The organism is Verrucosispora sp. SN26_14.1 (assembly GCF_004307965.1).
GTDB lineage: Bacteria > Actinomycetota > Actinomycetes > Mycobacteriales > Micromonosporaceae > Micromonospora.
This window is the reverse complement of record NZ_SISL01000179.1, coordinates 1-11,312: the sequence shown is the minus strand read 5'-3', so window position 1 is coordinate 11,312 and position 11,312 is coordinate 1. Positions and strand designations below refer to the sequence as shown.

9 protein-coding genes, 1 tRNA gene and 3 pseudogenes are annotated in these 11,312 nt (G+C 70.4%); 11 read left to right on the top strand and 2 right to left on the bottom strand.

Annotation, left to right across the window (positions count from 1 at the left end; all coding sequences use genetic code 11):
- A pseudogene (locus EYA84_RS17050) lies at positions 1–555 on the top strand (MFS transporter); the annotation flags it as partial.
- Positions 556–589: 34 nt separating this feature from the next.
- Positions 590–1,150, top strand: a complete 561-nt coding sequence (locus EYA84_RS17045; protein WP_131054056.1) for a TetR/AcrR family transcriptional regulator — start codon at positions 590–592, stop codon at positions 1,148–1,150.
- 16 nt (positions 1,151–1,166) lie between these two features.
- Here the strand turns inward: EYA84_RS17045 and EYA84_RS17040 are convergent, their stop codons facing one another.
- Both EYA84_RS17040 and EYA84_RS17035 read right to left on the bottom strand, forming a co-directional pair.
- Complete coding sequence (locus EYA84_RS17040) at positions 1,167–2,426, bottom strand: Ig-like domain-containing protein (RefSeq protein WP_131054055.1); 1,260 nt, start codon at positions 2,424–2,426, stop codon at positions 1,167–1,169.
- A gap of 125 nt (positions 2,427–2,551) precedes the next feature.
- Complete coding sequence (locus tag EYA84_RS17035) at positions 2,552–3,796, bottom strand: Ig-like domain-containing protein (RefSeq protein ID WP_131054054.1); 1,245 nt, start codon at positions 3,794–3,796, stop codon at positions 2,552–2,554.
- Between the two features lie 185 nt (positions 3,797–3,981).
- Between EYA84_RS17035 and EYA84_RS17030 the strand changes: the two genes are divergently transcribed.
- The 9 genes and pseudogenes from EYA84_RS17030 to EYA84_RS16995 all read left to right on the top strand — a co-directional run.
- A tRNA-Lys gene (locus tag EYA84_RS17030) sits at positions 3,982–4,057 on the top strand.
- Between the two features lie 395 nt (positions 4,058–4,452).
- Positions 4,453–4,821 (top strand): annotated as a pseudogene (locus EYA84_RS33505) (pentapeptide repeat-containing protein); the annotation flags it as partial.
- Positions 4,806–4,883, top strand: a pseudogene (locus EYA84_RS34080) (hypothetical protein); the annotation flags it as partial. The pseudogenes EYA84_RS33505 and EYA84_RS34080, both read left to right, overlap by 16 nt.
- Before the next feature lie 144 nt (positions 4,884–5,027).
- Positions 5,028–5,336, top strand: coding sequence for a TetR-like C-terminal domain-containing protein (locus EYA84_RS33500; protein WP_236145812.1), 309 nt, complete (start codon positions 5,028–5,030; stop codon positions 5,334–5,336).
- Positions 5,337–5,466: 130 nt separating this feature from the next.
- Positions 5,467–6,420, top strand: a complete 954-nt coding sequence (locus tag EYA84_RS17015) for an aldo/keto reductase (RefSeq protein WP_131054052.1) — start codon at positions 5,467–5,469, stop codon at positions 6,418–6,420.
- A gap of 140 nt (positions 6,421–6,560) precedes the next feature.
- A complete protein-coding gene (locus EYA84_RS17010) occupies positions 6,561–7,496 on the top strand; it encodes an oxidoreductase (RefSeq protein WP_131054051.1) in 936 nt (311 codons plus the stop codon).
- Between the two features lie 378 nt (positions 7,497–7,874).
- Positions 7,875–10,043, top strand: a complete 2,169-nt coding sequence (locus tag EYA84_RS17005) for a M48 family metalloprotease (protein ID WP_131054050.1) — start codon at positions 7,875–7,877, stop codon at positions 10,041–10,043.
- The gene (locus tag EYA84_RS17000) at positions 10,040–10,438 is read left to right on the top strand and encodes a hypothetical protein (RefSeq protein ID WP_131054049.1); all 399 of its coding nucleotides are present in this window, start codon (positions 10,040–10,042) and stop codon (positions 10,436–10,438) included. The genes EYA84_RS17005 and EYA84_RS17000 overlap by 4 nt, the downstream gene beginning before the upstream one ends.
- 70 nt (positions 10,439–10,508) lie before the next feature.
- Positions 10,509–11,312: RNA polymerase sigma factor (locus EYA84_RS16995; protein ID WP_131054048.1), on the top strand; the 804-nt coding region annotated here is incomplete at its 3' end.

The window sequence follows — 11,312 nt, the reverse complement described above, 5'->3', positions numbered from 1 at the left end:
CCCCTGGTCGCCCGGCGGGTCCGGCCGGGCCTGGTCATGGCCGCCACGCTCGCGTCGTCGGTGTTCGGCTACGTCCTGCTGGCCACCGCCGCTCCCGGCGACACGGTGACCGTCGTGGCCGGGTTCGCCGCCGTCTACCTCGGTCTCGGGGCGATCGCCGCGCTCGGCACCGACATGGTCGTCGGCGCCGCACCGGCCACCGAGTCCGGATCGGCCGCCGCCATGTCCGAGACCGTCCAGGAACTCGGCATCGCCGTCGGCGTCGCGCTGCTCGGCAGCCTCAGCACCGCGCTCTACACCGCGCGGATGGTCGCGCCGGCCGACACCGCACCGGAGGTCGCCGACCGCCTCACCGGAAGTCTCGCGGGCGCGCTCGCCGTCGCCGACCAGGTGCCGACCGAGGCCGTACGGGCCGCGCGGGACGCCTTCACCACCGGGGTGAACGTCGCCTCCGCCGTGGCCGGCGTCGCGATCGTGGCGGCCACCCTCCTGTGCCTGGTGGCCCTGCGGCACGTCCCTCCCCTCGGCGCGGATCAGGACGCCGACGGTCACTGACCGCTCGACTACCCTGGGCGCCAGGGGAGGGAGCATGAGCGAGGAACCCGTCGACGGGCGACGCGCCAGGGGCGCCAAGCGCCGGTCCGAGATCATCGAGGCCACCCTCGCCGTCGTTCTCCGCGAGGGCGCAGCCGGTGTCACCCACCGTGCCGTCGCCACGCAGGCCGGCGTCGCCACCAGCCTGAGCATCTACTACTTCGCCACCCTGGACGACCTTCTCGTCGCCGCGCTGTCCAGCGTCGCCGACGGGTACACCGAACGGATCCGCCGGATCATCGACGGCCCGGGTGACAAGCTGCGCGGCCTGGCCGCTCTGATCGTCGAGTCCGCCGGGCCGGGACGCGAGAAGGCGCTGGCCGAACGCGAACTGTCCACGCTCGCCGCCCGCAGACCCGCCCTCGCCCCGATCGCCCGGCACTGGCGCGAGAACGTCGCCGCGCTCGCCGCCACCCTCACCGACGACCCCCACGCCGTGGACGCGGTGGTCGCCGCCTCCGACGGCCTGTGCACCGCCATCCTCATCGAGAACGTCCCCGCCGACACCGACCACGTGCACCGGATCCTGGCGCACGCGCTCGGCGTCGACCGCTAGCGGACCGGCCGCCGACTCACTCGGTGGTGTCGGGGGAGGCGTCCGGTGCGGACTCGTCGCCCGCGGGCTCGTACGGCAGGGCGCTGCCCTTGACGTACTCGTCCCAGCTCACGTTCCAGTCCGTCCAGCCGTTGCCGTTCTGGAGCTTGCGCTCGGTGCCCTTGACCACGATCGGGTCGCCGACCTTCGTGTTCTCGAAGAGCCAGGCGCCGTTGACCATGGAGACGTTCACGCAGCCGTGTGAGACGTTGGTGGTGCCCTGCTGCCCCTCCGACCAGGGCGCGGCGTGGATGAACTCCCCGCCCCAGGTCAGCCGCTGGGCGTAGTCGATCTTCGTGCGGTAGCCCTCGTCGGGGCCCAACTCCTCGAACGTGTCGAAGACCGTCTTGCGCAGCTTCTCCATCACCACCATCGTGCCGCTGGAGGAGGGCGTGGTCTTCTTGCCGAGGCTCACCGGGATCGTCTTGATCGTCTCGCCGTCCCGGGTGACGACCATGCGTTTGTTGCTGTTGTCCACCGTCATGACCAGCTTCGGGCCCACGGTGATGTCCACGGTCAGGTCGGCCCGGCCGTACCAGCCGTCGCCCAGCGGCAGCCCGCCCGCCTGCACCCGGTAGGAGACCTTGCTGCCGGCCTTCCAGAACTCCTTCGGCCGGTAACGGACCTCGGTGGGGCTGACCCAGTGCCAGACGCCCTCCTGGGCGGGCGTGGACTTCACCGTCATCCGCCGCTGGAGGTCGGCGCGGTACTTCTCCGGAATCTCCCGGCCGAACTTCACGATCAGCGGCATCGCGACCCCGACCGTCTGGTCGTCGCCGAGGAAGCTGGTGACCCGGACCTGGTTGCTCGGCTGCTTCATCACGGTGAACGCGCTGGTCGCGGTCACCGGGACACCGTCGTCGCCGGTCGCGGTGACGGTCGCGGTGTACGACTCGCCGTACGCCAACGCCTTCGACGGCAACCAGCTCTTACCGTCCGGGGCCAGCGTGCCCTTGACCGGCTCCCCGTCGGCGCCGGCCAGCTCGACAGTGGTCTCCTCGGACTGCTCGGCGGCGAAGGTGACCGCCGTCGAGGCGGGAACGTCCTTCGCGTCGGCGGCCGGTTCGCTGATGCTCACCGACGCCTTCGGCGCCGGCTGGTCGGCACCGTCCTGCCAGCCCGGCCCGTTGTCGCCGCCCTTGCCGCCGGTGCAGGCGGAGGTCAGCACCATCGCCACGGCGAGCATCCCCGCGGCGAGCACCCCCCGCCGGCGGTTGCGCTGGTCCCGAACTCGCATGGTGTCCTCACAGTCATGGTCCGCTGCCCGTCCACATCACAGACGCACCGGAACACGTACCCGTTGCGGAAGGTGAACCGAAACACGTGGAGCGGGATGTCCGGATAGTGACATATCTGGCACGGTCACAGGGCCGGACCCGCACCACCGTCCGGAACCGGCAGCGCGCTGCCCTTGACGAACTCCGACCAGCTCAGATCCCACGCCGTCCAACCGTTGCCGGCGGCCAGCTTCCGCTCGGTGCCCTTGATGGTGATCGGATCACCGACCTTGGTCCGTTCGAAGAGCCAGCGGGCGTTCGCCAGGGACACGTTCACGCAACCGTGTGACACATTCTGCCGTCCCTGGACGTGTTCCGACCAGGGCGCCGCGTGGATGTACTCGCCACCCCAGGTCAGCCGCTGGGCGAACTGGATGTCGGTGACGTAGCGGTTCTCCGGATCGGGATCGTCCATCGTGTCGAAGACCGTCGCCTCCTTCTTCTCCATCACCACCAGCGTGCCGCTGGACGACGGGGTCTTCTTCTTGCCGAGGCTCACCGGCAGGGTCTTGATCAGGTTGCCGTCCTCGTACACCCGCATCTGCTTGTCGGCATTGTCCACCTTCATCTCGAAGGCCGAGCCGATCTTCGCGGTGGCGCTCCGGTCGACGTTGCCGAACCGGCCGTTGCTCAGCGGAATGCCGGTCAACGCGATCCGTACGGACAGCTTCGTGCCGGCCTTCCAGTACTCCGGCGCCCGGTAGAACGCCTGAGTGCCGTTGCTCACCCAGTGCCAGGTGCCCGGCTGCGGCGGATCGGTCTGCACGAACATCCGCTTCTGCACGGCGGCCCGATCCTTCTTCGGGATGCCCGGGTGGAACTCCGCCACCACCGGCATCGCCACGCCGTACGTCCGGTCGTCGAAGAGGTAGAGCCCCGAGGTGATCATCGAGCCGGGCTTCGCCATCGTGGTGAACGTGCTGGTCCCCTCGCTGACCGAGCCGTCCGGCTGCTTCGCGGTCACCGTGGCCGTGTACTCGGTGGACCACTTCAACGGCGCGGACGGCACCCAGGACGAGCCGTCGGTACGCAGCTTGCCCTTGACCTCCTTGCCGTTGGCGGTCGTCAGACTGACCTTCGACACCGTCGCGCCGTCCGGCAACTCGGCACCGATCTCCACGCTCACCGGCCGCTTCTTCGCCCCGTCGGCCGGGCTCACCGCCAACGGCGGCCCACTCGACGGCGGTGTGTCCGGCGTCACCGCACCGCTGGTCGCGGGCCCCGGCACGAACTCGGCAGCCGAGCCCTCCTCGCGACAACCCGACAGTGCCAGCGACGCCACCAGACCCAGGGTGCCCACCAACGCCCCGGCCCGCGCGAACCTGCCCATCCCCACCCCTGTCTTAGCGACCTGGCGGACATCGTGCCCCATCCACGCCGCCCAACATGAACCCGTCCCACGCCTTGTGTGTGCTTGTTGCCAAATGTCCGGAAAGCTCGACCGAAGGGAGGACCCGGGTATCGGATTGGAACCCGCCTCAGGGTGCGTGCTAGGGTTTCCCCCGTTGCCACCGAGCGCCGCTAGCTCAACTGGCAGAGCAGCGGACTCTTAATCCGCGGGTTCGGGGTTCGAGTCCCTGGCGGCGCACCAAGCAGCAAGGCCCTGACCTGGTAGAACTCTGCCGGTCGGGGCCTTTTTCGTGTTGTCGTGATGGCTGGTCGCTCGCCGGGTGCTCGGGAGCCGATGAACCGCTCCGGCGTCGGCGGGACGCGCGGCGCGGCGACCGTCGGCGCCGATCATGGAGTTGTGGTCGCCGCAAAACGTCTTTTGGTGGACATGGAAGTGACCACCACTCCATGATCGGCGCGGATTGGGGCAGCTCCTCGTCGAGGAGTTGGCTCTGGTGGACGGTGGTGGTGATGGCGGTGTCAATGGTGACGAGCCTGGCTCGGTGGGCAGCGCGATCTCCAGGTGGTCTGCCAACTGGCGGCATCGTTCGACGCGGGGTGGCGTGCCCACCCCGCGCCCGTACAGGTTGAGGAGACATGCGGGCGACGACCGTGGGTGACGTGACCCTTCTCCTGCCGGACCTCCATCCGGAGGACCTGGACCAGGTCACCGACCTCTCCGACGGTGACCTCCGCGACGGCCTCATCGATGGGGTCTCCTGGCGTGGCGAACAGCTTGTGGAGCAGAGCATCCGAGGCTGTCGGATCACCGGCGCGGACCTCGGTGAAGTCAGCTGGGAGGCGGGGGCTCTCTACGGGTGCGAGGTCGTGCGGACGGACCTGCCCGGCGCGACCCTCACCGGCATCAGCATCGAACGGTGCGCGTTCACGGGGTCCCGATTCACCGGCACCCGGCTCGTCGACGTCCGACTCAAAGACGTCCGGCGAGCCTGCAGGAAGCGCTACTGGCCCTCGCCCGCGAACGCCCCCTGGACGAGATCGCCGTCGGAGACATCACCGGCCGGGCGGGCATCAACCGCAGCACCTTCTATCAGCACTACGACGACAAGGAACAACTCCTGACGGCCGCACTCAAGAGCGCCGTCGACCGGGCCTCCGCCGGAATCCACACCACCAGGCGGGACCCTCTCGTCCCGGGTACCGCACCCGAGATGAGGCTCTATCTCGAACACATCGCCGCCAACGCGACCGTCTACCGGCAGGTCCTGCAGAGCAACAGATCCTCGATCGTCGCCGCAGCCCTCCGCGAGCGGATCGAGGAACTGATCACCAGCGGCCTCGACGCGTCGACCGCCCTCGACGAGGACGACCTGCCCCGCGATGTCCTTGCCGCCGCACTGTCGGGCATGACGATCGGCATCATCACCGCCTGGCTCCGGCGCGACCCGCTCCCCGATGCGGCCGTCGCGGCACGATGGCTCTGGCGCAGCCTCACCCGCCCGGCGGCCCCGCAGACCTGACCGACAGGGTCCGTTCCCGATCCGCCGTGGTTCAGCAGCGTCACAATTCACCTCGACGCACGGTCGTGTGTGGAGGCCCGGAACAGAACCCAGGCTCCGGCTGACGGATCCCGCCCATTTTGGAGGAACGATGAGACGACGTGAGCTGTCCGATGGATCGGGCGTTCAGGTCAGCCAACTCTGTCTCGGTGCCATGTCGTTCGGGACGGTGATCGACGAGGCGACCTCTTTCGCGATCCTGGACCGGTTCGTCGAGGCCGGCGGCACCACGATCGACACCGCGAACTGCTACTCGTTCTGGGTGCCCGGTGGGTCCGGTGGCGAGAGCGAGGCGGTGCTGGGGCGCTGGCTGGCCAGCCGGGGCAATCGGGACGACCTGGTCCTGGCGTCGAAGGTCGGCTCCGGGTTGGCGGCCGGCGGAGGGGCCGAGGGACTCGGCGCGTCGGTGATCCGGGAGCAGCTCGCCGGCTCGCTGGAGCGGCTCGGCGTCGACCGTCTCGACGTCTACTACGCCCACCGGGAGGACCGCGAGACCTCGGACGAGGAGACGCTGGGCACGTTCCACGAGGCGGTGGCCGAGGGCAGGGTGCGGGCGCTGGGGGCCAGCAACCACGCCGCCTGGCGGCTGGCCGAGACGCGGGCGTTGGCCTCGGCCCGGGGGTGGACGCCGTACACGGTGGTCCAGCAGCGCTATTCGTACCTGCTGCCGCGTCCGGCGACCGTGCTACCTGAGGGTGGGCACGTGCACGCGAGTGACGAACTGCTGGACCTGGTACGCAGTCGCGATCTGACCATGTTCGCGTACAGCACGCTGTTGTGGGGGACCTACACCCGCGCGGACAGGCCGTTGCCGGAGCACTACGCGCACCCGGGCACCGAGCGCCGGCTGCGGGTGCTCGGGGAGGTGGCGGCGGAACTGGACGCCACCCCGAACCAGGTGGTGTTGAGCTGGCTGATGGACGGTGACCCGGCGATCGTGCCGATCGTCGGGGTCAGCTCGGTGGCACAGCTCGACGAGTGTCTGGCGTCGGTCGACCTGAAGCTGCCGACCGAGCTGCGCCAGCGCCTGGACCAGGCCGCCTGAACCGAGAGTGCCTGGCGAGGCCGCCTGAGCAGGATGCCGCAGGCCACCGAGGCCGACCGCGCTTGACGCGGCGGCGGTACGCGGTAAGCCTTGTCACGCCTGCGATGCCGGTCGTCGGCGGCGGGCCGGAGGGGTGACGGATGACGCGCTGGACGTACGACGATGTTCCCGACCAGCGGGGACGTACCGCGATCGTCACCGGCGCCAACACCGGCCTCGGCCTGGAGACCGCCCGGCTGTTGGTGGGCCGGGGCGCGCGGGTGGTGCTCGCCTGCCGTGACCAGGGTAAGGGCGAGGCGGCCGTGGCACGGATCCGGGCGCAGTTCCCGGCTGCCGAGGTGCGGAGTCTCCGGCTGGACCTGGCGGATCTCGACTCGGTCGCCGAGTTCGCCGCCGCGTACCGGGCCGAGCACGACCGGCTGGACCTGCTGGTCAACAACGCGGGCGTGATGTATCCGCCGCTGCGGCGTACCCGGCAGGGGTTCGAGTCCCAGTTCGGGGTGAACCACCTCGGGCACTTCGCGCTCACCGGCCGGTTGCTCCCGCTGCTGCTGGCGACCGAGGGGTCCAGGGTCGTCGCGGTGGCCAGCAACGCGTACCGCACCGGCCGGATCGACCTCGACGACCTGAACTGGGAGCGACGGCGCTACGGGCGGTTCGCCGCGTACGCGCAGAGCAAGCTCGCCGTGCTGCTGTTCGTGTTGGAGCTGGATCGCCGGTTGAGCGGGGCCGGGGCGCCGGTGCGGGTGACCGCCGCCCATCCCGGATGGACGTACACCGGCGAGGGGCAGGGGCGGGACCGGTTCGTCGACGTCGTCAACACCATCGGGCGGTACGTGGCGATGAAGCTCGACGACGGGGTGCTGCCGACGTTGCGGGCCGCGACCGATCCGGGGGCCGAGAGCGGCAGCTACTGGGGGCCGGCGCACCGGATGGAGAACTCCGGTCCGCCGGTGCGGGCGGGCCGGAGTGCGCGGGCGCGGGACGTCGCGGTGGCGGCGCGGCTGTGGACGGAGAGCGAGCGGCTGACGGGTGTGCCGATCACCGTCGACCCGGTCGGTCGTACCGACCTCTGAGGGTGTGCGGCCGGGGCCGGGAATCGCTGTGGTCCGGCCAATGATCCGTGGAAGTTTCATCTTTACCGGAGATCGCGCGGTAGTCACCGGCGCCGCATGTCCAATTGCCGCATCCGGCGGATCTCGGTCGGAGTAAACGGGGTGGCGCGTCAGGCATAGACCGGAGTAAGGTCTGCGCCTACCCCGATACGTCTCCTGACTGAATCATGGCCCGGCGGCCTGGTGAGGAAACAATTCTCCCCTGCATGCCGGGCCGCCCCTTGCCCTGTTCGGCCTCGTGGAGGAGCTTCCGTGCAGCAGCACGATCCCGATGCGGCGCAGCCCTACGGCGATCAGCGAAATCAGATTGCCGACACTTCTTCCGCACCTTCCGTGCGAATGACCGAATCCGTCGAGGAGGGGACTCGCCCCGACCCGGACGGCGGTCGGCTGGCCAACCGTCCGCCCGGCTATCCGAACGCCGTCGTCTGGCTGCGGGTCGGGATCCTGCGGGACTGGCGCGGCGTCCTGGGCGCCTTCGTCGCGGCCTGGCTCTACGTGCCGGTGGCGCTGTTCACCGCAGTGTTGCTCGCGACGACCGCCGCGCTCACGCTCGCGTTCACCGGCGGCGGGATCGTCGCCGACCAGGTGCCGCACGCGGTACGCGACGCGCCGATCATCGGTGGGCTGATCGATTCCTTTCTGCAGCAGTCCGGTGGCCCGATCGGCGCTTTCGTCGGTGCGGCCATCGCATTCCTGGTCGGTCTGCTGGTCATTCCCGTCCTTCGGTTCAGCGAGGTGGACGGGCCCGTCTCACTGCTGGCCCAACTGGTCGGAATGGTGGGCGCGGCCATTGTGCTGGGCCTGCTCTACACGCTGTACCGAGTGGTGCTGGAGCACCGTTTGTTGCGAGTGTCGGGCGCCCGCGACCTCAGTCGGCGGGAGCGCGATCTGATTCTGCCGATCCTGCACGAATGCGCACAGCGGCTCGGTCTGCCGAGTGTCCCGCGACTACTGGTCGAGGACGACCTGGTCACCACGAACGCGCGGGCGTACTCCCGGCACGTCGTGGTCACCACCGGTCTGCTCACCGACTCGCGGGAGGAGATCGCCGCGCTGCTCAGTCACGAGCTGGTGCACTGGCGCACCGGTGACGAGATCACGTCGGCCTTCGTCCGGGGTGTCGGGCTGCCCCTGGTCCTGGTGCACGCGGTGCCCACCTGGCTGATGCGCACGTTCCCGCACCCGGCCACCAACCTCTTCGTCTTCCTGTTCTTCTGGCCGGTCCTGCTGACGATGAAATACCTGGTACAGCCGCTGCACCGCGCCGACGTGCGCGCGGCGGAGTACCGGGCGGACCTCGGTGCCGTGGTGACGGGGCACGCCGACGGCCTGCGGGCCGTCCTGGAGCGCCGCAAATCGTTCGAGAGCGGGCGCAGCGGCTGGGACGAGGCGGTCTGCGCCGAGCACCCGCCGAACGAGCTGCGCCTGGACCGGCTGGAGCAGGTGCAGGCGGCCAGCGACCTCGCGGAGGCGGAGGCGCCGTCGGGGCGGGTGGTCGGCCCCGGGGAACTCTTCGGCGGGGACGACCCGGTGAGCGTCCGGCGTCCGGCCGTCGTCGGTGCCGCCGTCCTGCTCTCGGTCTGCCTGGTCTCCAGCCTGCTCGGGGTCGTGCAGTGGGGCTTCTTCCGGCCGGCGACCGCCGTTGACGGGTACTTCTCGGCGCTGGAGGACCGGGACGTGGACGACCTCGCCGGGTGGTTGAGCCCGGACGTCGAGGCCGCGGTGCGCAGCGACGACCTGCTCGGCCGGATGGTGGAGTCGCCCGACTACCAGCCGCCGACCGACGTCGACGTCACGGCGATCGACCGGAAGGAGGACGACGCCACCGCCACGGTCTCGTTCGTGCTCGGCGGGGAGCGCATGGAGAGCGAGCTGACGCTGCGCCGGGACGACGGGGCGACGGCGGGGATCTTCCGGGGTTGGCACGTCGTCGGTGGTGTCTCCACCCTGGACGTGACCTCCGGTCAGCAGGGCCTCCTGGTCAACGGGGTGTCGATGCCGGAGAACCCGCAGGGGCAGTCGGTGCTCGCCGTGCCCGGCGTGTACCTGGTGACCGCTGCCGCCAGCCCGTTGAGCGAGACGCCGTCGCAACGGATCGGCGTGGCACCCGGTGCCGACTACGCGACGCCGATCCAGGTCGTCGCCGAGTTGAAGCCCGCCGCCCGGTCGACGGTCGACGCGCAGGTGAAGGAGTACCTCGACGGCTGTGCGCGACAGACCGTCGCCGCCCCGCAGGACTGCCCGTTCCGGTTGAGCGGCTACCAGGGTGCCAAGGGGATCACGTGGACGATCGCCAGCTACCCGACGCCGCAGATCGACCTGCTCGGCCCGGCAGCGGCGCAGGTCAGCACGCCCTACGAGGAGCAGGGTCAGGTGCGGGTGAGCGGGACCTACGAGTCCTACTTCGGCGAGGAGGAGTTCACCGAGACCTACCCGCTCTCCGTCACCGGCATGGTCACCGCCACCGGTGCGGAGCTGACCTTCCAGCCCGAGGTGGACGAATGAACACCGACGCGTCCGTAGCGGGACGGCAACCCGTCCGACTCCAGATGATCACCACGCTCCGGCAGCCGGCCCAGGTCCCGCTCGTCGACTGGATCCACCGCCGGCCGGAGTTCCGGGCCGGCGTACGGGACCTGAGCGGGCGTGGCGGAGGGCGGGCGGGCTTCAGCGAGGCCGTCATCATCGCGGTGGTGGCGCAGAGCCTGCTGCCCGGACTCTTCGCCCTGCTGCAGACCTGGCTCAGCCAGCAGCCCAGCGGTGCCACGGTGCGGATGCGGATCGGGGAGTCTGAGGTGGAGGTGCAGGTGACCGGGCGGACCGATCCGCGCCAGTTGCTGGAGCAGGTCACCCGGACCATCCAGGAGCACCGCGATCCGCCCCGCCCCGGCCCGGAGTAGGCCGTACGCCGGCGATTGTCGATATCGTGTGACGTCGTGCACGGCGGGACCATTTCCTAGGCGGTGCGGTATGACGGTCACTGCGGACCACGCCGAGTTGGTCGTCGCCGCACAGGCGGGGGACCGGTCGGCCCGTGACCAGCTCGTCTCGGCGCACCTGCCGTTGCTCTACAACCTCGTCGGCCGGGCGTTGAGCGGGCATCCGGACGTCGACGACGTGGTGCAGGAGACGCTGCTCCGGGTGGTCCGTGACCTGCCCACCCTGCGGGCGCCGGAGAGTTTCCGCTCCTGGCTGGTGGCGATCGCGCTGCACCAGATCGCCGGCCACCGCAGCCGGGTGCGCGGCGCGGTCGACCGGCTCGCCCTGGGCGACGGGGTGGAGCACCTGTCCGGCGGCGGGGACGTCGAGGGTGAGGCGATCGGGCGGCTGCACGTGTCGGACCAGCGTCGACAGCTTGTCGAGGCGACCCGGTGGCTCGACCCGGCGTACCAGCCGCTGCTGGCGCTCTGGTGGCAGGAGTGCACCGGTCGGCTCAGCCGGGCCGAGGTCGCCGCCGCGACCGGTGTGACCGTCGCGCACGTCGGCGTACGCCTGCACCGGATGCGGGAGCAACTGGAGTCTGGCCGGAGCATCGTCGCGGCGCTGGCGGCCCGTCCGCCCTGCCCGGACCTCTCGGCGGCGATCCGTGGCTGGGACGGGCGACCCACGCCGGTGTGGCGCAAGCGGATCGCCCGACACGTCCGCGACTGCCCGTACTGCGGTGCGGGTGTGGCCGATCGGGTGCCCGCCGAGCGGCTGCTGCTGGGCATCGCGTCGTTGGCGGTGCCGGTGGGCCTGCCCGCAGCACCTGTCTCTTATACCAATCTGCCGCTG

Coding starts and splice junctions, on each gene's coding strand:
- EYA84_RS17045 (WP_131054056.1), top strand. CDS start 590: ATGAGCGAGGAACCCGTCGACGGGCGACGCGCCAGGGGCGCCAAGCGC.
- EYA84_RS17040 (WP_131054055.1), bottom strand. CDS start 2,426: ATGCGAGTTCGGGACCAGCGCAACCGCCGGCGGGGGGTGCTCGCCGCG.
- EYA84_RS17035 (WP_131054054.1), bottom strand. CDS start 3,796: ATGGGCAGGTTCGCGCGGGCCGGGGCGTTGGTGGGCACCCTGGGTCTG.
- EYA84_RS33500 (WP_236145812.1), top strand. CDS start 5,028: ATGAGGCTCTATCTCGAACACATCGCCGCCAACGCGACCGTCTACCGG.
- EYA84_RS17015 (WP_131054052.1), top strand. CDS start 5,467: ATGAGACGACGTGAGCTGTCCGATGGATCGGGCGTTCAGGTCAGCCAA.
- EYA84_RS17010 (WP_131054051.1), top strand. CDS start 6,561: ATGACGCGCTGGACGTACGACGATGTTCCCGACCAGCGGGGACGTACC.
- EYA84_RS17005 (WP_131054050.1), top strand. CDS start 7,875: ATGACCGAATCCGTCGAGGAGGGGACTCGCCCCGACCCGGACGGCGGT.
- EYA84_RS17000 (WP_131054049.1), top strand. CDS start 10,040: ATGAACACCGACGCGTCCGTAGCGGGACGGCAACCCGTCCGACTCCAG.